This is a genomic window from Sulfurimonas sp. (assembly GCF_047622445.1).
In the GTDB taxonomy this organism is placed as follows: Bacteria; Campylobacterota; Campylobacteria; order Campylobacterales; family Sulfurimonadaceae; genus Sulfurimonas.
In genome coordinates this window covers 1-24,307 of record NZ_JBLHOE010000036.1, presented here as the reverse complement: position 1 = coordinate 24,307, position 24,307 = coordinate 1, and the positions used below count along the sequence as shown (strand labels likewise).

The 24,307-nt window shown below is 32.1% G+C and carries 26 protein-coding genes; 11 read left to right on the top strand and 15 right to left on the bottom strand.

The genetic code is table 11. From position 1 onward, the window contains the following. Window positions 1-2: 2 nt before the first annotated feature. From wtpA to ACI9TV_RS09295, 12 genes are all read right to left on the bottom strand, one after another. Window positions 3-962 carry a tungstate ABC transporter substrate-binding protein WtpA gene (gene wtpA, locus ACI9TV_RS09350; RefSeq protein WP_415250516.1) on the bottom strand — a complete coding sequence of 320 codons (960 nt, stop codon included), beginning with the start codon at window positions 960-962 and terminating at the stop codon, window positions 3-5. Window positions 963-974: 12 nt separating this feature from the next. Then, on the bottom strand, window positions 975-2,204 hold the full coding sequence (locus tag ACI9TV_RS09345) for a molybdopterin molybdotransferase MoeA (RefSeq protein ID WP_415250515.1): 1,230 nt from the start codon (window positions 2,202-2,204) through the stop codon (window positions 975-977). Beyond that, on the bottom strand, window positions 2,197-3,177 hold the full coding sequence (locus tag ACI9TV_RS09340) for a cysteine desulfurase (protein WP_415250514.1): 981 nt from the start codon (window positions 3,175-3,177) through the stop codon (window positions 2,197-2,199). Before ACI9TV_RS09340 ends, ACI9TV_RS09345 begins: the two co-directional genes overlap by 8 nt. Then, on the bottom strand, window positions 3,170-3,544 hold the full coding sequence (locus tag ACI9TV_RS09335; protein ID WP_415250513.1) for a winged helix-turn-helix domain-containing protein: 375 nt from the start codon (window positions 3,542-3,544) through the stop codon (window positions 3,170-3,172). Before ACI9TV_RS09335 ends, ACI9TV_RS09340 begins: the two co-directional genes overlap by 8 nt. Continuing rightward, window positions 3,528-3,914: a ModE family transcriptional regulator gene (locus ACI9TV_RS09330; RefSeq protein WP_415250512.1), complete on the bottom strand. Its 387-nt coding sequence runs from the start codon at window positions 3,912-3,914 to the stop codon at window positions 3,528-3,530. Before ACI9TV_RS09330 ends, ACI9TV_RS09335 begins: the two co-directional genes overlap by 17 nt. Next, complete coding sequence (gene fdhD, locus ACI9TV_RS09325) at window positions 3,907-4,695, bottom strand: formate dehydrogenase accessory sulfurtransferase FdhD (protein WP_415250511.1); 789 nt, start codon at window positions 4,693-4,695, stop codon at window positions 3,907-3,909. The genes ACI9TV_RS09330 and fdhD overlap by 8 nt, the downstream gene beginning before the upstream one ends. Window positions 4,696-4,779: 84 nt before the next feature. Next, window positions 4,780-5,739, bottom strand: coding sequence for a cytochrome b/b6 domain-containing protein (locus tag ACI9TV_RS09320; RefSeq protein ID WP_415250510.1), 960 nt, complete (start codon window positions 5,737-5,739; stop codon window positions 4,780-4,782). Further along, window positions 5,729-6,337 (bottom strand): formate dehydrogenase FDH3 subunit beta, encoded by a 609-nt coding sequence (gene fdh3B, locus ACI9TV_RS09315; RefSeq protein WP_415250509.1) that lies wholly within the window; start codon window positions 6,335-6,337, stop codon window positions 5,729-5,731. The genes ACI9TV_RS09320 and fdh3B overlap by 11 nt, the downstream gene beginning before the upstream one ends. Window positions 6,338-6,346: 9 nt before the next feature. Continuing rightward, window positions 6,347-9,172, bottom strand: coding sequence for a formate dehydrogenase subunit alpha (locus ACI9TV_RS09310; protein ID WP_415250508.1), 2,826 nt, complete (start codon window positions 9,170-9,172; stop codon window positions 6,347-6,349). A gap of 16 nt (window positions 9,173-9,188) precedes the next feature. After that, complete coding sequence (locus ACI9TV_RS09305) at window positions 9,189-9,398, bottom strand: Tat pathway signal protein (protein WP_415250507.1); 210 nt, start codon at window positions 9,396-9,398, stop codon at window positions 9,189-9,191. Between the two features lie 92 nt (window positions 9,399-9,490). Beyond that, on the bottom strand, window positions 9,491-10,264 hold the full coding sequence (locus tag ACI9TV_RS09300; protein ID WP_415250506.1) for a TorD/DmsD family molecular chaperone: 774 nt from the start codon (window positions 10,262-10,264) through the stop codon (window positions 9,491-9,493). Then, a complete protein-coding gene (locus tag ACI9TV_RS09295; RefSeq protein WP_415250505.1) occupies window positions 10,261-11,961 on the bottom strand; it encodes a 4Fe-4S dicluster domain-containing protein in 1,701 nt (566 codons plus the stop codon). Before ACI9TV_RS09295 ends, ACI9TV_RS09300 begins: the two co-directional genes overlap by 4 nt. A 167-nt stretch (window positions 11,962-12,128) precedes the next feature. Here ACI9TV_RS09295 and ACI9TV_RS09290 point away from each other — a divergent pair, with 167 nt between their 5' ends. From ACI9TV_RS09290 to ACI9TV_RS09275, 4 genes are all read left to right on the top strand, one after another. Further along, the gene (locus ACI9TV_RS09290) at window positions 12,129-13,271 is read left to right on the top strand and encodes an ABC transporter substrate-binding protein (RefSeq protein ID WP_415250504.1); all 1,143 of its coding nucleotides are present in this window, start codon (window positions 12,129-12,131) and stop codon (window positions 13,269-13,271) included. Between the two features lie 76 nt (window positions 13,272-13,347). Further along, window positions 13,348-14,850, top strand: a complete 1,503-nt coding sequence (locus ACI9TV_RS09285) for a sensor histidine kinase (RefSeq protein WP_415250525.1) — start codon at window positions 13,348-13,350, stop codon at window positions 14,848-14,850. Beyond that, window positions 14,847-15,512, top strand: a complete 666-nt coding sequence (locus tag ACI9TV_RS09280) for a response regulator (protein ID WP_415250524.1) — start codon at window positions 14,847-14,849, stop codon at window positions 15,510-15,512. The genes ACI9TV_RS09285 and ACI9TV_RS09280 overlap by 4 nt, the downstream gene beginning before the upstream one ends. A gap of 11 nt (window positions 15,513-15,523) precedes the next feature. Further along, entirely contained in the window at window positions 15,524-16,414 is an 891-nt protein-coding gene (locus ACI9TV_RS09275) for an AraC family transcriptional regulator (RefSeq protein ID WP_415250503.1), read from the top strand. Here the strand turns inward: ACI9TV_RS09275 and ACI9TV_RS09270 are convergent. Continuing rightward, the gene (locus ACI9TV_RS09270) at window positions 16,404-17,540 is read right to left on the bottom strand and encodes an iron-containing alcohol dehydrogenase (RefSeq protein WP_415250502.1); all 1,137 of its coding nucleotides are present in this window, start codon (window positions 17,538-17,540) and stop codon (window positions 16,404-16,406) included. The two genes, ACI9TV_RS09275 and ACI9TV_RS09270, sit on opposite strands and share 11 nt — an antisense overlap. 243 nt (window positions 17,541-17,783) lie before the next feature. Between ACI9TV_RS09270 and ACI9TV_RS09265 the strand changes: the two genes are divergently transcribed. The 7 genes from ACI9TV_RS09265 (at window position 17,784) to ACI9TV_RS09235 (ending at window position 22,683) form a co-directional block, all read left to right on the top strand. Next, window positions 17,784-17,978 carry a sodium-dependent tyrosine transporter gene (locus tag ACI9TV_RS09265; protein ID WP_415250501.1) on the top strand — a complete coding sequence of 65 codons (195 nt, stop codon included), beginning with the start codon at window positions 17,784-17,786 and terminating at the stop codon, window positions 17,976-17,978. A 513-nt stretch (window positions 17,979-18,491) separates the two neighbouring features. After that, complete coding sequence (locus ACI9TV_RS09260; RefSeq protein ID WP_415250500.1) at window positions 18,492-19,856, top strand: hypothetical protein; 1,365 nt, start codon at window positions 18,492-18,494, stop codon at window positions 19,854-19,856. 231 nt (window positions 19,857-20,087) lie between these two features. Continuing rightward, window positions 20,088-20,306 (top strand): transposase, encoded by a 219-nt coding sequence (locus tag ACI9TV_RS09255; RefSeq protein WP_415250499.1) that lies wholly within the window; start codon window positions 20,088-20,090, stop codon window positions 20,304-20,306. Between the two features lie 174 nt (window positions 20,307-20,480). Next, window positions 20,481-20,774, top strand: a complete 294-nt coding sequence (locus tag ACI9TV_RS09250; RefSeq protein WP_415250498.1) for a DUF1330 domain-containing protein — start codon at window positions 20,481-20,483, stop codon at window positions 20,772-20,774. 199 nt (window positions 20,775-20,973) lie between these two features. Continuing rightward, window positions 20,974-21,285 carry a hypothetical protein gene (locus ACI9TV_RS09245; protein WP_415250497.1) on the top strand — a complete coding sequence of 104 codons (312 nt, stop codon included), beginning with the start codon at window positions 20,974-20,976 and terminating at the stop codon, window positions 21,283-21,285. Next, entirely contained in the window at window positions 21,275-22,291 is a 1,017-nt protein-coding gene (locus ACI9TV_RS09240; RefSeq protein ID WP_415250496.1) for a virulence RhuM family protein, read from the top strand. The genes ACI9TV_RS09245 and ACI9TV_RS09240 overlap by 11 nt, the downstream gene beginning before the upstream one ends. A gap of 89 nt (window positions 22,292-22,380) precedes the next feature. Next, window positions 22,381-22,683, top strand: coding sequence for a DUF1330 domain-containing protein (locus ACI9TV_RS09235; protein WP_415250495.1), 303 nt, complete (start codon window positions 22,381-22,383; stop codon window positions 22,681-22,683). A gap of 210 nt (window positions 22,684-22,893) precedes the next feature. Here ACI9TV_RS09235 and ACI9TV_RS09230 read toward each other — a convergent pair whose 3' ends face one another. Both ACI9TV_RS09230 and ACI9TV_RS09225 read right to left on the bottom strand, forming a co-directional pair. Further along, complete coding sequence (locus ACI9TV_RS09230; protein WP_415250494.1) at window positions 22,894-23,976, bottom strand: ArsS family sensor histidine kinase; 1,083 nt, start codon at window positions 23,974-23,976, stop codon at window positions 22,894-22,896. Beyond that, the coding region (locus tag ACI9TV_RS09225; RefSeq protein ID WP_415250493.1) for a winged helix-turn-helix domain-containing protein at window positions 23,973-24,307 on the bottom strand (335 nt) is incomplete at its 5' end. The genes ACI9TV_RS09225 and ACI9TV_RS09230, both read right to left, overlap by 4 nt.

Sequence of the window (24,307 nt, the reverse complement as noted above, 5' to 3'; positions counted from 1 at the left end):
TTTTACTTTCCTATTATGGAAGCATCTCCAGAAATATTTGCAGGAGAGATAACTCCCTGACCATTTTTAATCATAATAGCTTGACCTTCATCCGAGAGTACAAAGTTTACAAACTTGATTGCTCCTTCTTTATTTGCTGGTGACTTTTTATTTTGCGCAACTGTGATACCGTAAACCATCGCTCCACCTTTTTTAGTAATGAATTGACCTGGTTTCTTTCCACTTATGTCAAATGAGGCGGTTTTATAGAAATCCCTAAACTCATTGTCTTTTAGAGATACTTCTTTTGGAAGAGTGATATAATTCAAACCATGTTGCTCGGCAACGGATTTATAAATATAGAGATAATCATAAGCATTAGCTTCTATAAGTCCAAGTAAGTCTGTTTCTTTCGGTCTAACAATCACTTTTTTCCTATCTTCTTCACCAACTTTATATGATGTACCGTATCCAAATAGTTTTTCAAAAAAACCTGGAATCTTGTAGTGCTTTTCTGCGAGTTTTGTTACTAAGATTGATCTGTATCCACATGGATCCATATTTGGATTTGAGTGACCGACCTTAACCCCATCTCTTAGAAAAATCTCTGGCCAGTTTTGTGGGTTAATTTCATTTGCATATTTTGCTTTTGATGTATAGGCTATTGCCATTTCATTCGTTGCAAATTGCGCATTGAACTTTGCATGATTTGGAATAAGCAGGTTGTCTATTACATTGTAATCAGCACTCGCCATTACATCCGCCGCTTTACCTATCTCAGAAATCTTTCTAGCAGCAGCTCTGCTTCCACTAGCTTCTCTTTGAACATCATACTGTGGGTACTTAATTTCAAATGCTTTTTCTATATCTGCAAATGGAACTGCCAGACTACCAGCATGAAATACAGCTATTTTCTCTTTTGCAAGCATACTAGATACCAATACAACACTTAGACCTAGACTTAGTAATATTTTTTTATTCATCTTCTTTACCTCTTAGTTAAATAAATTAACTTGATTATTTGTATAGAGGCAATTAAATTTAATTACCTTAACACTTTCTTGCTCGCTGATTGAAGCTGTTACATCATCGGTTACTAGAATACAGTTGCTATCGTGTAAGACAGTAATCATTCCTGAGCCATACTTATTGTCTTGAGTTACTTTGTATTCTCCATTTTTATAAAATCCAAGCACAACATTTACACGACCTGCTTTTGTTTTAAAACTTTGGACATTTTTAGCAATGTCTATATCGTGATGTATGGCTAAGGAACCTTGCATTTTATGTAGAACGGGAAGTGCAAAGAGATGCATATTAACCATAGCAGTCAAAGGATTCCCCGGTAGACACATAACAAAAGTATTTTCCATCTTTCCCATCATAACAGGACGACCCGGTTTTATGTTTACACCGTGAAAAGCTATATCTAAACCATTACTTTGAAATGCTTCTGCCATAAAGTCTGCATCACCCATAGAAATACCACCAGTGGAGATGATGACGTCGTAGTTTTTAAGAGTTTTTACAAATGCTATAGACTTCTCTAAAGAGTCAGGCACAAGACCTGTATAAGTTGCATTAAAACCTTTCTCTTTTAAAAGTGAGATAATTGCGTAAGAATTACAATTGTATATCTCATCTTCACTCGCACTTTCCCACGGCTCTCTTAATTCATTTCCAGTAGATACAACAGCAATAGTAAGCTTTTTATATACCGACAACATAATTATGCCTTGAGAGGCTAATATTGCAATCATCGTAGATGTAATTACTTCACCTTTGTTGAACAATACATCTTCAAGGGCTTTTTCTTCACCTTTAAATCTTAAACATGCATTTTTCTTGACATTTTCTTTTATGCTTACTTCATCATTTTTATAATCTAAAACATCCTCAATAGGGATGATAGTATCTGCGTCATTAGGAACCTTCGCTCCTGTCATTATTTTATAGCACTCATTATTACCCAAACACTCATCAGAATTTTCACCCGCTAAGATTGTTTTTACAACCTTAAGTCTCTTTCCTGCATCTGTAGCCTTTATTGCAAAGCCATCCATTGCAGAATTGTTAAAAGAGGGTAGGTTCTTAGTACAAAAGATATCTTGCGCTAAAACTCTTCCAATAGAATTTTCTATGTGCGTTATCTCTTGAATGTTTGTAATCTGTGCAATATCGAGTGACAAAGATACTGCATCTTTAAAATCTAAATACTTATTCATGTAAAGCCTTTATTTGTCTGTATGATTTCCCTATTTTTGATACCACGTAGAGAATCTCATCACTACTTAAATTTTTCTCAAAAGACAAAGATAAAGCTTGTCTACTTTGTAATTCTGTATAACCCATAGCTTGAATTATTCTCGAAGGTTTTGAAAGTCCCAAAGAACACCCTTCACCATTTGTTACAAAAATATTTGAGAGGCTCAAGTTTCTAATTACTTCCCTTGCTTTTATACCTTTGAGTCCAAAATGTAGTACATTGTTAAGTGTTGCCTTTTCATCTACAAAGAAGATGAGATCATCTTTGAGAGTTTGGGTTAAAACCTGTATAAACTCATCTTTACAAGAAATACAAGGTATCTCTTTGTTCACAGCATCAAAAGTGAGTTTCAAACCTACAGTGTCAATATTTGCTAGGTTCTGCTCTTTAAAAAGATCATTATGAAGCAATACAGAATGTGTAAAGTAACCACTGAGTTTGTAAACATCAAAATAAGCCACGTCGCAATCAGCAGCATCAAGTGTTGCTGATATATTTGAGATAACAGTTCCGCTAAAAATTTCTTTTACCTTTTTTAAATCTACTTTTACAAAAGTATCAATGACATAAGGTGATAAAAATAGATACTTCTCTTTAAGAGATTCAATACCTCTATAGTCTATAGTTCCATCTGGCATTAGGTTTATGTATGTAACGTTAAACCCAAGTGACTCATAAATCTCGGCTGCTTGAAACACCGATTCACTCTCGCCAAGACTAACTGCAATGTCTACTTTAAACTCCAACATCAAACCTAAAAAACCTTCTTTAGAAAAAGAGAAACTATGTAAATTGGAAAAGTTAAATCTTGATGTTAAATTTTTATTTAAACTTTCAAACTCTACATTACTACTCAAAGCCTCAATACTTAATGTTTTTTGGACTGATAAATCATTTGTTTGGGGATAATTCAAATAGTTTAGTTTATACATTTTGATTTTCCTTAGTACAATGAATAACTTCACCATCTGCCATAAAAATTTCTTCAAATCTCTTTTGGGAAAAGTCTCTCACTTCTTTTTTTAAGAGTTTATATTTGGAAATAAGCTCTTTAGCCTTCGGTGTTAGGGAAGTTCCACCAGATTCTCTTCCTTTCTTTACTATCACTAGATCATCTTCAATATACTCTTGAAGTATTTTGATATGGCTCCAAGCTTTTTTATAGTTCATGCCAACTCTTTTAGCAGCTTGGGAAATAGAACCTGTTTCATCTATGAGTTCTAAGATTTGAGTTTTACCACCACCAAATATGAGATGCTCATTGTCATCTTCTAGCCAAGTTTTAACTTTTACTACCATGGTGACTCCTTGTTCTAAAACATCCAAGCTGACAATATGTAACTTCAATATCACTTTTCTTAGTCGTTGCACCAACTTTTTTCAAAGAAAAATCCTGAGCCACTTCCCAAGCAGCAACACACTCTACTTGATTTTTGTCATTAGCTTTTGAAAATAATTTCTCATATATATCTTCTCTCGCTTCACCAAAGTCATTACTACCAAAAACACCAAGTTCACAGTTATCAATTTTAATACTATGCGCTTTGGTAAGTTCGGCTATTTCACTAGGTTCTATTTTCAACTCTCTAGCCAATTTAAAAGCATCTAAACAGTTGATCTTTCCATCATCATTTAGAAATTTCTTTAAAATTTGCTCTGTATTAGTCATGAACTCTTCCACTGTGGGTATAGATGTTCATTTTTCTTCCTCTAGCAAAGCCTATGAGAGTTATTCCATGTTTATTGGCTGTTTGTACTCCAAGGTATGTTGGAGCAGTTCTAGAAACTACTATAGGGATTCTATGCATAACGGCTTTAACAACCATCTCAGAACTAAGTCTTCCACTCACAAATAAAACTGCTTTTGTAGTGTCAAGACCATCTATCTTACACTTACCGACTGCTTTATCTATTGCATTGTGTCTACCGATATCTTCGGCTGTTACAAGGCTCTTATCTTCTAAAAACAGCATTGCTTTATGTACACAACCTGTTAGTCTATATAGTTCACTATCAGCGTAGAATTTTTTCACTTCATCGCTGATTATTTTAGGACTAATCACAAAATTAGTTTGGTTAAATGGAATCTCTAGACTTCCGGCAACATTACCAGTAATCCCTCCGCCACAACCGCTTACGAGCGTTTTTTCTTTATAGAGGTTTTGTAGTGAGTCTGTATCAACTGCTGCTTTGATATCGACTTTTAAACCATCTTCGCTTACTTCAATAGATTCAAGATCACTTATATCAGTGATTACGTTTTCGCTCATTAAAAATCCGATAGCATGAGCTTTTTGGTCTTTAGGTATACACATCATAGATATAATCTTTTCACCATTGAGATAAACATTTAGTCTTGCTTCTTCAATAGTGACATCTTCCACTTCTGTGATTTCTTCACCGTTTACTCTGTCTATCATGATTGTTTTTAAATATTTACTATTAGACATTTCATACCTTTTTAACTATGCAAATTTTGCATAGTTGAAATTAAAAAGAAAAGCATTTTGCCCCATAAGGAGCACAATGCTTTCTTAATTTGTTAAAGCTTCTTCTTCTAAAACATCAGGTCTTAATTGTTCCAGATATTCTACAGGTAGCTTTCCAGTTACAACACCAGGAATGTAGCCTTTTACAGCTGCAAACATGGAATAAACAGTCTCAAATGTAAAGAACGAAATAATTGCACTTCCCATAAAATGTAGGAATAATATAAATCTTTTGAATTGAATAGTTTCTACGTATGTTGCAGAATCTAGTACCATGTACCAGATAATGAAACCACTTAAAACTAAAATCCCTCCAAATGCTACATATGCATAATAATTTATTCTATCCATTGGATGATAAGTCCCTCTGAGAAAAATCTTATTCCAGATCTTTGTAGTTGGTCTTGCAAAATACTTATGGTCTTTAAAAGCAATCACTGTCATAATAAGCCAGATTGGAATCCAACCTACACCAACAATTTCATGACTTGCTCTCATAAACCTTGCTACATATCCACCACCGGTAATATTTCCAAATGTAATTGAAAATCCAGTAACAAATAGATAAGCCATAACTATAATATTTAATAAAATTATCACTCTTTGAAAGAGTGAGTATACTTGTACAGTATCGCTAGCTCTAGTAATTTGAGCTTGTTTTCTTCCTTTGGCAACAATAAACATAGTTAAAAATAGGAAGAACTCTGCTAAAAAAACTAAAGGCAACAAATGCTGTCTCTCTTCAAATGCACGAATAACTTCAGGAGCTATAGTTTCATAGCTTGGTCCGAAAAGTCCTACTTCCATTTGTTCATAGTGAGTTAAACTATCAAATGGCACTAATTGTCCGGTAATATTTCCTTGTACAATTTGCATAATAAAGTTAAATACATAACCTATGTCAGCAATTGTTGCTAAGTAAAAATACCAATATGTTAAAAGGATGAATAGAAAACCTATAATTAAATAGGTCTTATATTCACTAAGAAAACTTTTACTTTGCATAAGCTTTGTCCCATCCATAAGGTGCAGATTGTACCCCATGTCCAGCAGCTACGACTCTTTCTCTAAAGATATCTGCAACTTCAGCAGAATCACCAACAAGTAGTGCTTTAGTAGAACACATAGAAGCACATACAGGTACTTTACCTTCTGCGATTCTATTTTGCCCGTATAGTTCTCTTTCTTTATGTGAGTTAGTCTCTTCCGGACCACCTGCACACATAGTACATTTATCCATGACGCCTTTTGTACCAAAAGCACCATCTTGAGGAAACTGTGGAGCTCCAAAAGGGCAAGCATATAAACAATAAGCACACCCTATACATACTTCTTTATTATGAAGAACGATACCGTCTTCTCTAATATAGAAACAATCAACTGGACATACTTGCTGACAAGGAGCATCAGTACAATGCATACAAGCTACAGATAAAGAAAACTCCATACCTTGTATACCTTCATTGACTGTTACAACTTTTCTTCTGTTAATTCCAGCTGGTAATTCATGTGCTTCAGCACATGCAACGGAACAACCATCACAATGAATACATCTGTGTTCATCACAATAAAATTTCATTCTTGAAACGTCTATTTTACTCATAATGCACTCCTATGCTTGCTCGACTCGACATAACCCACCCTTCGTTTCAGGGATTTGAGTAATTATGTCATAGCCGTAATTTGTGACGGTGTTCGCACTCTCACCAACCGCATATGGTGCAGTTCCTTCTGGATACTTGTGAGATAAATCTTCACCTTCCATTACGCCTGCAAAGTGAATTGGTATAAACACACTATCTTCCGAGACAGAGTGTGAATACTTTGCTTTGACTTTAATCTTTGTACCTTGTGGGGAATGTATCCACATCATAGAACCATCACGAATCCCATGCATTCCTGCTAGGTTTGGATTGATATCACAAAACATCTCTGGCGTTAAGGCCGTAAGATACTTAGAAGCTCTATTTTCCATACCTGCACCATTTAGATTTACAAGTCTTCCTGTAATCAAGTTAACAGGAAAATCTTTCGACCAATTTTGTGCAGTCTGTTCAGAAATATATCTTGTATCCACTCTAAAGTGATTTTCTTTATCATCAAAACTTGGATACTCTTTAGTCAAATCTTGTCTTGGAGAGTGTAAAGGCTCTCTGTGCATAGGAATTTGATCAGGGAATGTCCATACTTTAGCTCTCGCTTTAGCATTTCCATACGGTGCCATACCTTGTTCCATACATTTTTCCGCGATAATATTAGAAGTATCAACTTTCCAGTTTTTACCTATTCTTTTCTTTTCATCAGCAGTGAGTTTGATTCCAAGAACTTCTTCTATATTATCTTTATTAATCTCAGGGTAACCATCTTTCTTCGCTGAACCTTTAGGTGCTGAACCTTTTCCTGATAATAAATCTTGACCATCATGTTCTAGTCCAAATCTATTTCTAAAGCCCATTCCACCATCTGCAACACTTCTGTTGATATTGTAAAGTATTGCTGATCCTGAATGTTTTTCAGTCCAACATGGCCATGGTAAACCATAGTATTCACCCTTCATCTTGCCATATCCTCTACCAGACACCTGATCAAACATATGCCAATTTTCTTGGTGTGCCTTTAACCTTTTAGCAGTCCACCCAGTAAGACCAATAGTCTTAATGATTCTTGCAATTTCATCAGTTGCATCTTCTGGCCAAGTAAAATCTTTTTTATTTTCTTTTACTTTCATTCCAGCAGTTAATTCATCATAAAACCCAAGTTTCTTAGCCAGTTCAAACATAATGTCTTGATCTGTCTTTGACTCATACATAGGCTCAATAATTTTACTTCTCCACTGAGCAGCTCTGTTTGTTGCTGTAACTGAACCAGAAGTCTCAAACTGAGTTGCAGCTGGTAAAATATAAACATCATCTTGCTTATCAGTAAGAATAGCTCCCTCATTTACAAATGGATCACAAAAAACAGCCAAGTCGAGATTGTCTAGTGCTTCTTTAACCTTTTTAGTTTGAGCAGTTGATGTAATACCATTACCCATAACAAATAGTGCTTTTAGGTTTGTGCCATTGTTATGAATAGCATCTTCACCTTCATTTCCAGCAAGAACTCCAGCCCACCATCTAGCAAGGGTAAATCCTTTTTTATTCATCCAGTCTTTAGTCTTAAATCGACCTTTTAACCATTCATAATCAACATTCCACGATTTAGCAAAATACTTCCATGAACCATCACTTAGACCATAATAGCCTGGTAATGTGTCAGATAAACAAGCCATATCTGTTGCACCTTGAACATTATCATGACCTCTAAGAATATTACATCCACCACCTTCTATACCCATGTTCCCAAGAGCAAGTTGTAAGATAGGAGCCAATCTAGTATTAGAAGAACCATTACTATGTTGTGTAAGACCCATAGCCCAAATAAGAGTTCCAGGAGTTTGGTTTGCATATGCTTTAGTGATTTGAATAATCAAAGCAGCATCTACACCAGTTACATCTGCAACTTTCTCAATTGGCCAATTTTTAGCCTCTTTCATTACGTCTTCCATTCCATAAACTCTATCTTTGATAAAGCCTTTGTCGTGCCAGCCATTTGCAAAAATAATGTTTAGCATTCCATACATAAAAGGAATGTCTGTACCTGGTCTAATCTGTGCATAAAGATCTGCTTTAGCTGCAGTTTTGGTATACCTTGGATCAATAACAATTATCTGTGCATTGTTTCTTTCTTTAGCTTTTAAGAAATGTTGAAAACCAACTGGGTGATTTACCGCAGGATTCGCACCAAATATAATAATAGCTTTAGCATTTTGAATATCTCCAAGTGAATTTGTCATAGCACCGTAACCCCATGTATTCGCCACACCGGCGACTGTAGAGCTATGTCAAATTCTAGCTTGGTGATCTATATTATTCGTTCCAAACATTGCAGCAAATTTTCTATAGTAGTAAGATTGTTCTGTACCGAATTTTGCTGATCCTAAAAACATTGTTGAATCTGGTCCAGCAGTTTGTCTTAGGTTTTCTAATTTTGTAGAGATTCCATCTAGGGCTTCTTCCCAAGAAATTCTTTTCCACTGTCCTGCTTTTTTAACCATTGGGTATTTAAGTCTGACGTCTGATCGAACCATATCGATCATATCAGCACCTTTACAACAATGACCACCAAGCGATACTGGATGATCTTGTGCAACATCTTGTCTAACCCAAACGCCATTTTGTACTTCGGCTATTACACCACATCCAACTGAACATGCTGTACAGATTGATTTAACATTCTTAGAACCAGGAAAAGGATTTTTAACTTCCTCTTGTGTCGCGGCTCTTGTTATACCATCGTTAGCGAAGCTATTTGTAACACTTGCAGCTGTAGCGACAGCGGCCATTTTTAAAAATGACCGTCTACCGATTTGAGCTTTTAGCATATCAAATGCACTCATTTTGACTCCTTATTCACTATAAAGCTTGTTTGTAAAAATCATCCCAAGCTTGTGTTTTTTTGTATAGAATCTCTTTTTTATTTGAGCTTCCAACAACAACTCCATCCGAATTAGCTTCAAGAGAAGCCTTTTCTGTATTAGCAGCTAACGCCGTGGCACCTGCAGCAGCAGTAGCACCAACAACTATTGCACTTTTTTTAAGAAAATTTCTTCTACTTTCTTGCATAGTTGTCTCCTTTATATTGTGATTAGCCCCAAGAACATGAGGCTTACATAAAATCAAAAGATTAATCTTATGTAAGCCCCATACTAGTGGAGCTAGACGTCTACTTCTACATCAGAAGCTACATCTAAAGAACAAACATCTTGTTCTTTTTTTGGACCTGATTCTCTAAGTATTCTGTTTCTTTCTCGTCTATCCATCTCTTCTTGTGATATCTCATTTGAACAAGCTTCTTTTTCTACAATTCTTTCTTTAAATGCAGGAGCAGAAACTTCTAAGTAAATTCTTTCAAATTCAATAAAAGATTTTAATATGACCACTACATGTTTAAAGATAACTGCACTTTCATGTTCATATAGATCTCTTGAAAAATCATCAATAAATTCATTTAAGATTTCATCAAAGATACAGTGTGAAGTGTTTTTATACTGGTTATCACCATTTGCAATAAGATCAGATAACTCACTCATAACTGTAAATATAAACCCAATACTATCTTCATAGTCATAGTAGGCTTTTTCATCTCTTCTTATTTTTGTTTTGCCTAAAAAGTTTTTCATCTGAACTCTTTTTTTACCACTTTCTACATTTTCATCCCAATAAGAAGCAGTCGTTCTGATGTTTTTAGTTTCGGGCGAATGAAATATTTCATCAAACTCACTCATAAAGGCTACATTTGAATCAGACTTTATAAGTTCTCTTATGTCCTGAAGTGCTTGCCCAGACATCTTGTCTAATGGATTTTCTTTAAGTATGTCAATGAAATTGATTAATTCAAAATATCTTGTATTGTCAGTTGTGAAAACAAAACATCTTGATAACATTGCATAGTATAAAGCTCTCGCTTTATTTATTTTTACCTCATTCATTGTACTTCTCCTGGCGTTTTATATAGATCTTTATTTTCCATATAGCTTTTCATCATAATTTTAGGTTTACAAGTTTCGCAGCAATAAAGTGTTCTCTCTTTAATTGGATCATGATTGAAGATAGGTGCCATCATGCTAGCAATCTTCTCTACTGCTTTAGTTGTTGCAAATTCTTTACCACATTCAACGCAGGCGAAGAGAGTGTCTGTTGCTAGTACCTCTTCTGTAAACCAAGAAGAATTTAGTTTAATAACGTCTTTTTCTATAGTCAAACAATCTGCTTCAGGACAAGATACTTCACAGTATCCACATGCTGTACAGATACTAGGATTTATTCTCAGTGAGTTATCATCTACATTTGCTACAAGAGCATCTACATTACAAGCACCTACACACGCTAGACAAAGAGTACAGTTGGCTTCGTTGACATTTACTTTTGCATAGTGAATATGTTCACCTGTTTGTACTTCACCTAGGTCATCATCTCCAACTATGTATTTAAGTCTATTTGAGAAGACTTCTCTTTTTCTTGTGCTTAACTCATTCATTTTAAATCTAGAATTTTCAATAAAACTAACTTGCTCTAGTGCATTTACTAGTTCTTCTTCATCCATAGCAACGATGATTGCATCCATAGAGTATTTTTTCTGATATACCTGATTTAAAATTAAGATAGAGTCTTTTACCCCTTTTGCTAAAAAGTCAGAGTAAAAGATAACTTGTGAACCTGATTCTTGTAAAAGAGTGAGAAATGTTCCTTCATGTAAGAACTTTTCACCTTCTATAGCAAGTGGTAAAACATTTTCTTTAAGTTCTATACTTAGGTTTTTGATATTCATCTTTTGTGGAATAATTAAAGGAGTATGTCCTTTATAGTAATCTGCGATATGGTACGTACTTTCTCTGTTTTGCGGGGCATAGTCTAATGCGCCTGATGGGCAAACAGAAATACAACCACCACATCCATGACAATCTATTTGTGAAAACTCTAGATGTTTAAGCTCATCTATTTTTACAATAGCTACAGTAGGGCATACTTCTACACACTTTGAACATATTTCTTCTCTTCTTTCATGATACTGGCAGATGTTTGAATCATACACAGTGAACTTTTTGTATTCATAGTTACTTATGTTAAGGCGTAGAGTCGCAAGAACATCATCAAGTGAGCTTTCATTTGGATCGAACGAACCACTCTGCTTAGTTGCCATCTCAGTTTGGTCATACCATACTATTTGAGAAACATTGAGTGTCGCATTTTTAACGCCATCATTTACTACTACTGTTAAGTTTCCAATATGCCCAGATACAGACTTAACTACTTCAGTTGAAACACGTAAAAGACTAAATTCATCTGGAACCATTGCTTTTAGAAAATCTTCTTTTTGCTCTTTAGTAGAAACAAGTAGAACTTCATTTGATACTTCTTGTGTGTATTCTATATCTTGTGCCATATCAAATCTAATAGCATTAATCTCATATAATTTTTCAACATTTTTAATTTTGTTTGCCATTGAGTCTTGCGAGTTTGTGATATAAAAATCTATTTCATCTGCAATTATTTCACCATGTACATTTTTTGAATTTGAGACAATAAATTCACTAGTTGAAGCAGTTGAGAGTTCAGACGTTACTAGTATGCTTTCGTTAAGGGGAAAATCTAGCTCTTTATCACTGAAGTAGACAAATTCTTGCATCTTAAATCCTTTTGGTCAAATATTTATTACCAATTCTATCTATATAAAACTTATATAAAACTTAAATAGTTAAATATATTTTACCATTTTTTACACTGCATGAGAATATAAAATAGATTCCTTCTATATAGAGAGAGTTATGTTATAATTAATAAAAAAGGGTCTTAGTGTTTAAATATATAATTGCTTTTTTACTTGCTTTGATTTTTATATATCTTAATTATGCAGATGATAGGTTTGATGGAAAATCCTTGAAACTAGGTCTTTCTATACCAAAAAGTGGAATCATGCATGCTGTAGGTGATGCTGTGTATAGTGGCTCTAATGCATACTTTTTACATGCTAATCAAAATAAGTTACTTGGGGATGTAAAAGTTAAACTGATTGTTTATGACGATAAGTATGAACCGGATTTAACTGTAGAAAATATGAAGAAGCTTATAGATAAAAATGTTTTTGCCTTTTTTGGTTTTGTCGGTACCCCTACAGTAAAAAAAATATTACCCAATCTTAGAAATACCGAAATACCTTTAATAGCTCCATTTACAGGGGCCTCTTTTTTAAGAAATAACAATGTGGCAAATATAGTTAATTTTAGAAGTTCTTATAAAGAAGAGATTGATTATATAATTGAGTACTTGAGAAGTAAAAGAGATATCTCAAGGTTTGCTGTTTTTTATCAAAATGATGATTATGGTGAAGAAGGTTTTGTTTCACTTCTTCACTCTCTCAATGAGAGAGGATTGAAGCTTGCAGGTGAAGGGACATATAAAAGAAATACTCTTTCCATAAGGCATGCTTTTCATGAAATTAAAAGTGCAAGACCAGAAGCAGTTTTTATGATTGGAGCGTATAAAGCAAATGCTTTATTTATTAAAACAGCGAAGAAGGATCCTATTTTTAAAAATACACTCTTTTGTAATATCTCTTTTGGAGATGCGGATGAGATGATAAAAGAGTTAGACTACAATACTGAGAATTTACTTTTCTCCCAAGTTGTTCCAAGTTATAATGATAGTTTGAAGCCTGTTATTTTAGAGTACAAAAAGATGATGAAAAGGTACTTTGCCGATGAGCCATTAGGTTTCATATCTTTAGAAGCATTCTTAGCAGCTAAATCAATTGTAAAGGCCTTAAAGAGTATAAATGGCTCTATTACAAGAGATAAGTTTCTCAAAGAGATAAAGAGACTTCCCAAAAATATTTTAGATGGTGTTAGTATAGATTATAAAAATAATCAACTACACAATAAAGTTTACTTGTTTAAGTATGAAAACTCTCAATTTATAGAAGTGCACAATGAAAATTAAAGATATATTGTTATACATAGATAAGATACCTTTTACATATAAGACATCAATTTTACTCTTTATTATTATAGGGGGGATGATATTGATAATAATTTTGTCTCAAATATCTATATATACTGTCAAACATGACTTCGATATTTTGTTTGAAAAGAGAACGAAGCCGATTATTAAACTTGAAGCTATAAAGGACGCATATCTAGTTAACATTCATGATACACTCTACGATGTTGAGCATAAAAATATTACATTAAAGCAATCGTACGATGTATTGAGTTTAGGTAAGCAGCTTATTGAACAAGATTGGAATAAATATTTAGAAATTACTTTTTCAAAAGAGTATGAAATATCTTGGGTAACTAAGGTAATAAAAAAGTTCTTTAACATAGGTAATCAAGAAAAAAATACTATATTACAAAATAGTATCATCTCAAATATAAATGAGAAAAATCTAAAGATTGATTCTCTTGTTGCAGAAATACTTGTAGAGTTGTCAAAAGAAAACTATGAAAGGGTGACAATTCTTATCGATAATGTTGATTTTGAGATCAATACTATCTCCATATATATTACAAATTTGACTAATTACAATTTAAATATGGCAATAAGTGAGAGAAAGGATACTCAAAAGGTATTTAACACTTTATCTATGATTTTAAATATCTCTATCGTATGGGTATTTCTGTTTTCTATCATACTTTCGGTAGTTATTATTGTACATTTTAAAAAACTTCATTTTGGTTTAGAAGATGCTGTAAAAGAAAAGACTAAAGAGCTGTTGGCTCTCAACAAGTCCTTGGAAAAAAGAATCCAAGATGAAGTAGGGAACTCGCGAAAAAAAGACCTTATAATGTTTCAGCAGTCAAGACTTGCCAGCCTTGGTGAAATGATTGCAAATATAGCTCATCAATGGAGACAACCACTAGGTTCACTTATGATGATAGTTCAGGGCTTTCAGACTAAAATGGAGTTGGGAAAATTGACTCCTGAAATTGTAGAAGAGAAAGTAAATGATGCTATTTTACTTGGTAATAGCATGTCAAATACTCTTGAAGATTTCCAAAACTTTTTCAAGCCAAATAAAGACAAGGAAGAATTCTCATTAAAAGACTGTATTGAACACTCCTTGAATTTGTCAAAATACGTTTTAGATAAAGAAAAAATTGGCTTTCATTTAAAAATATTACATGATGTAACGATGCATGGATATTATAATGAAATTTCTCATGTCTTTTTAAACATCATATCAAATTCTAAAGATGCTCTTAGCTCAAAAGAAAATAAGAAACTTATAGAAATAATCGTTAAAAAATCAAAATATAAAATAAGAATAAATATAGTAGACAATGGTGGTGGAATAGATAATAAGATACTTCCTCATGTCTTTGAACCATACTACACAACTAAGTATAAGAGTGCGGGTACGGGCATAGGCCTTTATATGTCAAAACAAATTATAGAAAAACATATGCATGGTACAATAGATTGTAAGAATATTTATTATAGAATAGAAAATGAAGATTTTGAGAAATGTACTCTTTTTACAATTACAATACCTATAAATGAAAGCGAGAAAATATAATGACTAGAAATTTAAATATACTGAATGAATTTAATGTACTATATCTAGAAGATGATGACTCTCTACTAAAGCAAACAAGAGATATGTTGGGCGACTTTTTAAAGAATGTATATGCTGTTAAAACTTCAGAGGAAGCAATGCAGGTACTAAAACAGAAAAAAGTAGATGTTATTATCTCAGATATCCTCCTTGAAAATGAAAATGGAATAGATTTTTTAAGAGGGCTAAAAGAAGACGATAATGTTAACATACCTGCAATTTTAACAACTGCGCATACAGATACAAAGTACTTGTTAGATGCCATAAAGTTAAAGGTAGAGAACTACATTGTTAAACCGATAAACTTAAAAGAGTTGCTTAACACTCTTCACGACATACTTATACCTCTTATCCAAGAAAGAGAGATACAAAAAAATTCAAATATTATCAGAACTATATCTGCTATAACTGACTCAAAACAAGTAGAAGTTGTTAAGTGTATACTAGACAATCTCAATGAAAAAAATGAGCTTGTAGCTTCATACAGCGATATCATGCAAAAGATTACTATATCAAAACCAACACTTATAAAACTCTTTAAAGAACTTGCTGAAAAAAGTATTTTGGTAAAAGTTTCACACAAAACATATAAGTTTAATGAAAAAGCTCTAGAAACAATTTAGGTAAAATAAAATTGACAACAGAGATTCTTACCCAAGTAAATAAACTTTTTAAAAACGATGGTATTCATGATACATTTTTCAATGGAGTTAAGATATATACTACTTCAAAATATGACCCCTTAAGTCCATTTATTTATGATGTATGTCTTATCTTGGTTTTACAAGGTAAAAAAATAGGTCATTTGTCTGAGCATACTTTAACATATGATTCAAATAATTATTTAGTCGTTCCAACAACCTTGCCTTTAGAATGTGAAACTTATGCTTCAAAAGAAGAACCGTTTATAGGATTGATAGTTTCAATAGATAAAAAAATGATGTATGAGATAATTGATATGGTTTCAAAAAAAGAGACTAGTGAATTACAAGATAATTCTATTGGTGTTTTTTCAGATGAAGTAAATCAAGATATAGAAGACTTAACTCTCAGACTTTTAAAAATTTTACAATCACGTGAGGAATCAAAAATATTAGAAGAACCAATACTAAAAGAATTGTTTTATAGAATTGCAGTTGGTAAGAACTCAAGTTTCTTACATAAAATGTTTTTGGATAATAATAATGAAGCAAAAATAGCGAGAGCTTTAAAAATAATACATACAGAGTGTGAAACAAATCTGGATATTTCTAATTTAGCAAGACAAGAAGGTATGAGTGTTTCATCTTTTCATACACATTTTAAAAATATTACTTCACATACACCTTTACAATATATCAAAAAGATTAGACTAAATAAAGCAAAAGATTTAATTGCAAAGCATAAATATCAAGTGGTAGATGCAGCTTATGAAATGGGTTACGATAGTGCTTCTCAGTTTTCTAGAGATTTTAAAACTTATTTTGGGTATCCCCCAAAAGATGTTAAGCCATCTTCTGAAGAAAACAGTAGTGTTATCTCATAGACATTGTTAAAATTGTTTCTACTTTATCAAGAGTGATATTCGCATTTTCACCCATTGCGGTATAACCATTTTTAATTAATGCTGCTTTTACATTTGAAATTACTTTGTCGTCAATCTCATACTCACTTAATTTAGTAGGTATTCCTACTTTGTTATAAACTTTTTCCATTGCTTTAATTACAGCTGTATTGTCATTGTCAATTCCAAATACATTTCTACCTAATTGTGCAATCTTCTCTTTTTTATCTTCACCCATTACTTCTAGTAAATAAGGTTGCACTACTGCTAAAGACCTTGCATGATCAAGTTTGTAGTATGCTGTTAATTCATGTCCAATAAGGTGAGTTGACCAGTCTTGTGGTACACCCGCTCCAATTTGGAAGTTTAATGCTTGGTTTGCAATATGCATTAAGTTAGCTAACCATGCATCTGTTCTTCTATCTTCCCACGTATCAGCTAATTTTACTAAACCTCTAAATAAAGTCTCAGCATAACCATCATTTACTAAAGCGCTTGTTGGGTACGTTATGTATTGTTCTGATGTATGAACAAATGCATCCACTAATCCATTTCCTAGTTGTCTATCACTTAATGTTGCCATTACACTAGGATCCATTATTGCGAATTGTGGATAGGAATGATTTGAGAAGTACATTCTTTTTTCATCCGTTTCTTTTTTTGAAATTACTGTTAAATGATTAGTTTCGGACCCTGTTGCTGCTAATGTTAACACTACACCTAATGGCAATGCTTTTTCAACTTCCGCAGTTCCATCTAAGAAATCCCATGCATCACCATCATATAGAGCAGCAGCTGCTAAATATTTAGATCCATCAATTACCGAACCACCACCAACTGCAAGAATGAAATCAATTTTTTCTTCTTTTACAATTTTTACTGCTTTATTCATAGTCTCTACTGTTGGATTTACTTCAACACCTGAAAATTCTATGAATGTATGATTTTCTAATGCTTTGATTACTTGATCATATACACCATTTTTCTTAATTGATCCTCCACCATAAACTAATAATATTTTTTTATCTGTACTAATTCTATTAGCGACTTCTTTTATTTTGCCTTGACCAAATTCTATTGCCGTTGGGTTGTGATATGAAAATTCCATATTTAAATTCCTTTATTTTTGATACCTGAATTATATGAGGTTTCAAAACTATTAAGAATAGCAATTTGTACAAATGACATGACAATTTCTACAAGATATTTTTTAGCTCTTATACAAGGTAGACATAAAAAAATCAAATATATCAGAACTATATCTTCCATAACTGACTCGAAGTAGTTTAGGTAAAATAAAATTGACTGCAAATCCTTATTGTGTTACAATATATAAATTCAGGAGGTAGATATGTTTGTTAAACTAAATGAGAGAGTTCATTTGAATTTCAATAGAATCACAAGAACCAAGATAGACCATGTAGAAGATGGTATAAGAGTCAGGTTTTATGAAGGCAAGGATCAAGTTGCTAAATCTCAAAGATTTGAGAGTGTCAAAGATGCTGATAAATGGCTAGGTAAATTGTTTAAGCAATTACATAAGTAAACCATTAAATAACTTTCTTTTTATGGGGCTAATAAATTTAGCCCTATTTATCTCCCAAACCCTTTCTTATCTCACACTAAATCCAATAGTTTCCTTTATAACTTCCACCTTCAATCCTTTCGCTTAAGTATCATTGTCAACACTCATTTGAGGCTGTTATTTGTCTCTAAGGCAATTAACAATCATCATATCTTTAAGAATAGTAGGTAAAAAATGCAAAATAATGTATAAATAGGACAATCAGTCATATTTATACAAAAATACTTCTAATTAACAATCATTAACTGTAATAGTTAATGATATAGATTAAGGTTTAACTATATATAATGATGTTGAATAAATAGTTGCATGTTCCCGCGGAGCGAGAACGTGCAACGGCGAAGCTAAGCCCTAAACGTGCCAGCTTGCCGTTATAAAGCTATAGTCAAAATCTAAATTACTGGATTAAAGTTTGTCTAGTTTATATGAGATATTCCAGTATCTTAAAATTTGAAGAACTAACAGAGGATTATAATGAATAAGTTGAATATTGAACCATTGTTTAATTTTGATTCAAATCAAAATAGTTTTTTACTACATAAAGGAAAAGCTAAAATAACTGTAAAAGATGAACTTTATAGAGGAAGTGGCGAAGCTAAGTTAGAACTACAACCAAGTGCAAGTATTATCTTTAATGCTGAATTTGAGAATGTATCACCCATCCATATAATGAATGATATGTTTGGAGAAACTTCTACAAACATTTTTTCTTTAGATGACCATAAGATAGATGGTTTTAATATGGGGGATAGTTCAGAACAATCTACTTGGAAAATGAAATGGCGGGCAAGATCTGAACCAACAAAACTCCAGCTTTTCAAAAATGAAGAAACTAAGAAAATTATTTTTCATCTTTTTAATTTCAATGACTTTCATAGTGAAAGTTTTTCTACAGAAACACATGAAAATACTCCAAAACATATTTCATATTTTACATTGCTTTGGAAAACATATAAAATTACAATTAAGTCATTATATTCAACTAGAGATAGTGTGCAAATTCTTAAAAATGAAGGTGGCTATAGGCTTACACAAGTAGGTAGTATTGAAAAAAGCGATGATTCAATGTTTACTGAAAATGAGCAAATAAGTTTACTAGAAGGACTTAGATATTTTATATCTTTTGCTAAAGGTTCTTGGTGTGGACCAGTGTGTCCAGTAGGCTTTAATACTTCAAATAAAGAAATATGGTATTCATTTAATTCTCCAAATAAACAATGGCAATCACCATTTTCATGGTTTGATACCATGCATGCATCCCAATTAGAAGAGTTATTCCCATTATTTATGAATTTATGGGAAAAAGATAACTGGAAAACTACAATTAAAGAAATCATCTATTGGTATCTTAATGCGAATGATTCAAGTAGAGGTATTGATGCTGGGCTTATTTTGACTCAAGCAGCTCTGGAAAGACTTTCTTTTGAATATGTAGTAAATGAAAAAAAACTATTGTCCGCTAAAGGTTTTAAAGATATATGGGCTTCAGATAAGTTTAGACTCTTATTTTCATCTTTAGATATACCTATTAAAATAGATGAATCACTTATTAATTTTACTAAAAGTGCCAAAGAATATAGTTGGCTAGATATACCTCATGGGCTAACTGAAATAAGAAACTCTTTGATTCATCCTGAGCATAAGAAACATGGGAAAATCACAACATCTTTATTTCTTGAAGCTTGGAATATAAGTCTTTGGTATTTGGAAATGTCATTACTTGCTATTTGTGGTTATTCTGGGACATATGCAAATAGACTTACAGTTCAGAGATATGTGGGAACTGTTGAAAAAGTTCCGTATAATAAAGAAAGAGACGGAGTAAATGTATCCCTGTGAATGAATCTCCACTTTTGGGATTTAAGGGACAAAAGATATAACAAAACAGAGAGACTGTGAAATAATTAAATAACAACAGTCTCAGTGGAGCCAATAAATTACCCTTCGGAGACTACACCCCAGGGGTAACATCTCCACTTTTTAGAAACTACAACTTTAAAAATATTTCATAATATCATATTTTTAGATAAAGCATTTTTTCATGTAATGATATGAAAATTAAAAGCTTTAATGTGTCAAAAATTCCAACGATGTAATGTTTTTAATAACTCTAATGATAAAGATATGTTTTTACAAATAATAAATAAAACAGCAACTATACATAAAGTTACTCTTCATGATTATTGTTTGATGGACAACCACTACTACTTACTCATAGAAATACTACCCCTAGTGTGTAATCTATTAGAAAAACAAGAAGTGAAAGTAATACTATCGATCATAAAATAAGACCCAATAGTTTTATTGGATACAACTTCAATATTATAGATAGAATATCTTTTTACAGTGTCAAAGAAAATGACTTTGCGATTAATGATGTCTACACATATGATACAATAAAGAACATATGGAGCTATTCTTTATTAGTTCCCTAGAGTAAGGTGTAAAAATAAAGGATAAATTATGCAAGAAGCTTATGTTATCGGTAATATTATAGTTAAAGATGAAGTTAAATGGGAAGAATATAAAAGTAAGGTAACTGATACCTTAATCCCATTCTCAGGCGAGCTCGTATTTAGAGGTCATAAAACAAAAAATTTATCGGGCAATCAAAAACATCCAATTAACGTAATAATTAAATTTCCCAATAATCAAGATTTAAACAATTGGTTTGAATCCACCTCGTATCAATCGTTAATATCAATTAGAGAACTTGCTGCTGATGTAATTTTAACAAGCTACCAATCAGATAGTTAAATTCAAATATGAATAGATAAAAAAAGAAAGAGGGATTGGCTTTGAAGATGTAATTTTATCACTTAAAAATGGAGACATACTTGATGATATTTCTCATTCAAATAAAGAGTAAAAAAGTATCACAAAATGACATCTTTTTAAATTAGACTATAATTTTTAGTTAAAATTTTAAAAGTACTGCGCTAAAGGATGTTTAACAATGAATAAAAACCTAACAATTAGAAACTCAACAGCAGAATTTTTAATATGTACAACTGATAATGGACAAGATACCATAGAAGTAAAAGAACTGGATGATTTCGAAAAAGAAAAGTTTGAATTTGACGAATTTAACTATCAAAATATTTTTAATAAAATTACTCAAGGCAGAAGACTCATAAAAAATAATCAACCAAATTACAAAGTAATGGAAATCTTTATCTCAGCCATTCAAAAACTTATTATAAAAGATGTAATCTTATATGCAGATAAAAAGATTGCCACGAGTAAGGAAGTTTTCAATGACAAATAATAATCTAACAATAAAAGATGAACTTACAGAGTTTTTACTTTACACGACTAAAGACAGCGATGTAAAAGTAGAAATTTTTATGCACAATGAAACGGTCTGGCTTCCTCAAAAAAGAATGGCTGAGCTTTTTGGTGTAGATGTTTCCACTATAAATGAGCATCTTAAAAATATCTATAAAAGTCATGAACTAGAAGAGGATTCAACTATTGGGAAATTCCCAATAGTTCAAACTGAAGGTAAAAGAGAGGTAAAAAGAGAGGTTAATGTTTATAACCTTGATGCTATTTTATCTGTAGGATATAGAGTGAACTCAGCACAAGCCACACAGTTTCGTATATGGGCTACTAAAATCTTAAAAGAGTATATCATCAAAGGTTTTGCCATGGATGATGATAGGCTTAAAAATGGTCAGTACTTTGGAAAAGACTACTTTAAAGAGCTTCTTGAGCGTATTCGTTCTATTCGAGCAAGTGAAAGACGCATCTATCAACAAATCACAGATATCTTTGCAGAATGTAGTTTTGATTATGATAAAAATGCACAAACTACTAAAGATTTTTATGCAACTGTACAAAACAAGTTTCACTTTGCCATGACAGGTAAAACGGCTGCTGAAATAGTCTATGAAAACGCAGATATTAAAAAGCCAAACATGGGTTTAACTTCTTGGAAAAACTCGCCCGATGGAAGAGTACTGAAATCAGATACAAGCATAGCAAAAAACTATCTTGAAGAAGATGATATTAAAAAGCTTGAAAGAACTATAGGTGCATATTTTGATTATATTGAGAGAATCATTGAAAATCGTCAAGAATTGAATATGAAAGATGTAAGTGAATCTGTAAATAAATTTTTAGAATTTAATGAGTTTCAAATTCTTGAAGGAAAAGGAAAATTTTCACATATACAAGCTAAAGAAAAAGCTTCAAAAGAGTATGAAGAGTTTAATAAAATACAAAAAATCGAGTCTGACTTCGATAAAGAGATGAAGAAGTTACTTAGTTAAAAGACACACAACAAAACGCAGGAACCAATATTTTACCCTAGCGGAAAAATATTGCTCTCCTCGGTCGTTATACAAATTAAGAGGTATTTATGAGAGTAGAAAGACTTGTTGGACTGTATGTTACAGATGATGATGGATATAGAAAATACCGAGAAGGAATGCTTCCAATATTGGAAATGTTTGGTGGTGGATTTAGCTATGACTTTAAAGTTTCCGAAGTTCTAAAGAGTGAAGTTAAAGAAAAAATAAATCGCGTATTTATCATATATTTTAAAAATGAAGAGTCAATGAACCTTTTTTTCTCTAATAAAGACTATGTAGATATAAAAGAAAAATACTTTGTATCATCAGTTTCAGAAGTAACAGAGATTGCAAAGTATGAAACTAAATAATTATATGTTTGATATATAAACCTAAAATCTCAGAGACTTGAGTAAATTCTTCAAGAAGTAATTGTAGAAATATTATGTGACAATACTGCGATACTACTTCAAAATACACTCCAGTGAGTGAATCTCCACTTTTCTAATAAAAACTTCATAAATAAAGCAGCTACTATCCATATGTAACCAGTGACAAATATCTCTATACATTTTCATATCTTATTTCTCTAAAATAATTTTAAATATATTATTACCTTCTAAATATTCATATTCTAAATCCATCTGATGCATTTGAAGAATAGAATTGACTATATATATACCAAGTCCCATCCCATGATTTTTAAGCTTTGTATCATTGTGAAACGGTTTAAAGTATTCGTTTAAAGGCTTTTGGAGTTGTGTGCCACTTGAGATAAACAGAAGAGTATTCTCTTGTTCTTTAACAATGACTTTTGAATCATTTGAATATTTTAGACCATTGTCAATAAGGTTTTTCAGCGCCATTGCAAATAAATCTAAATCAACATGTATCTTTTTTGTAGATATGTTCTCACATATGATATTTTCACTGTTTTCAAGCATTAACATATCTATAGATTTTTCTAGAACAGTTATAATTGTGCAATTATACATGTTTGGATGGTAGTTTTTTGAAACTATCTGTTCAACTTTTGCGAAGTCATCTATTAGGAAGTTGAGTTTTTCAAAGATAATGATGATTCTATCTTTTTGTTTCTCATCGTCTATTAGTTCACCAACTATCCTCCCTTTAGCAATAGGGGTTTTTAGCTCATGCATAACAGTTCGTAGAAAAAGTTGTCTAGATTTTAGTTGATGCTCAGTATCGTTTATATTTTTGATAATTAGATAATAGATAAATATAAAAAGTAAGACAACAAAGAAGATAACAAATAGGTCTATATAGCTTTTTTTAAATTTATTTGATGTGTCTTTTAAAAGCACTCTAAAGTGTGGTGCTAATACATGTAAATAGTAGTTGTCTTTTACAATAAATATCTCAAACCCATGTTTTCTAATAATTTTCTTCTCAGACAAGAGTACAATCTCTTTTGCATTTGCAACTTCAATAAAACTAAGATTTTTTAAATAGTTAATAACATTCTCTTTAGACATTCTCTCTTGTTTAATATGTTGCATGAACCTTTCATAGTTGTGCATCACATTTTCATTTGCTTTGATCTCTTGATTATGGTGAAATGGTAAAGCAGCTAAGATGAGTAGTATAAATAAAAAAGCAAAGACAATCGTTATTTTTGTTTTTAATGATAGGGTAAAGTTCATTGTGAAATCTTATAACCTAAACCCCGAATGGAGTGTAAGTATCTTGGATTTTTAGAATCATCGCTAAGTTTACTACGAAGTCTGCCAATAATGACATCTAAGCTTTTAGAGTAACTATCACTCAAACTCTCACAACTCTCAACAATTTGTTCTCTTGATACCACCGCATTGGTGTTTGTCAGTAAACATAACATCACTTCATACTCTGCATGTGTAAGTTCTAAGTCGTTCTCTTTAAACATAATTTTTAAGCTTGATTTATCATAGGTGAAATCACTTTGAGTGATAGGGTTGTTATACTTCTTGATACGTCTTAAAAGACTTTGTATAA

Coding starts and splice junctions, on each gene's coding strand:
- wtpA (WP_415250516.1), bottom strand. CDS start 962: ATGAATAAAAAAATATTACTAAGTCTAGGTCTAAGTGTTGTATTGGTA.
- ACI9TV_RS09345 (WP_415250515.1), bottom strand. CDS start 2,204: ATGAATAAGTATTTAGATTTTAAAGATGCAGTATCTTTGTCACTCGAT.
- ACI9TV_RS09340 (WP_415250514.1), bottom strand. CDS start 3,177: ATGTATAAACTAAACTATTTGAATTATCCCCAAACAAATGATTTATCA.
- ACI9TV_RS09335 (WP_415250513.1), bottom strand. CDS start 3,544: ATGGTAGTAAAAGTTAAAACTTGGCTAGAAGATGACAATGAGCATCTC.
- ACI9TV_RS09330 (WP_415250512.1), bottom strand. CDS start 3,914: ATGACTAATACAGAGCAAATTTTAAAGAAATTTCTAAATGATGATGGA.
- fdhD (WP_415250511.1), bottom strand. CDS start 4,695: ATGTCTAATAGTAAATATTTAAAAACAATCATGATAGACAGAGTAAAC.
- ACI9TV_RS09320 (WP_415250510.1), bottom strand. CDS start 5,739: ATGCAAAGTAAAAGTTTTCTTAGTGAATATAAGACCTATTTAATTATA.
- fdh3B (WP_415250509.1), bottom strand. CDS start 6,337: ATGAGTAAAATAGACGTTTCAAGAATGAAATTTTATTGTGATGAACAC.
- ACI9TV_RS09305 (WP_415250507.1), bottom strand. CDS start 9,398: ATGCAAGAAAGTAGAAGAAATTTTCTTAAAAAAAGTGCAATAGTTGTT.
- ACI9TV_RS09300 (WP_415250506.1), bottom strand. CDS start 10,264: ATGAATGAGGTAAAAATAAATAAAGCGAGAGCTTTATACTATGCAATG.
- ACI9TV_RS09295 (WP_415250505.1), bottom strand. CDS start 11,961: ATGCAAGAATTTGTCTACTTCAGTGATAAAGAGCTAGATTTTCCCCTT.
- ACI9TV_RS09285 (WP_415250525.1), top strand. CDS start 13,348: ATGATATTGATAATAATTTTGTCTCAAATATCTATATATACTGTCAAA.
- ACI9TV_RS09270 (WP_415250502.1), bottom strand. CDS start 17,540: ATGGAATTTTCATATCACAACCCAACGGCAATAGAATTTGGTCAAGGC.
- ACI9TV_RS09265 (WP_415250501.1), top strand. CDS start 17,784: ATGTTTGTTAAACTAAATGAGAGAGTTCATTTGAATTTCAATAGAATC.
- ACI9TV_RS09260 (WP_415250500.1), top strand. CDS start 18,492: ATGAATAAGTTGAATATTGAACCATTGTTTAATTTTGATTCAAATCAA.
- ACI9TV_RS09255 (WP_415250499.1), top strand. CDS start 20,088: ATGTGTCAAAAATTCCAACGATGTAATGTTTTTAATAACTCTAATGAT.
- ACI9TV_RS09250 (WP_415250498.1), top strand. CDS start 20,481: ATGCAAGAAGCTTATGTTATCGGTAATATTATAGTTAAAGATGAAGTT.
- ACI9TV_RS09245 (WP_415250497.1), top strand. CDS start 20,974: ATGAATAAAAACCTAACAATTAGAAACTCAACAGCAGAATTTTTAATA.
- ACI9TV_RS09240 (WP_415250496.1), top strand. CDS start 21,275: ATGACAAATAATAATCTAACAATAAAAGATGAACTTACAGAGTTTTTA.
- ACI9TV_RS09235 (WP_415250495.1), top strand. CDS start 22,381: ATGAGAGTAGAAAGACTTGTTGGACTGTATGTTACAGATGATGATGGA.
- ACI9TV_RS09230 (WP_415250494.1), bottom strand. CDS start 23,976: ATGAACTTTACCCTATCATTAAAAACAAAAATAACGATTGTCTTTGCT.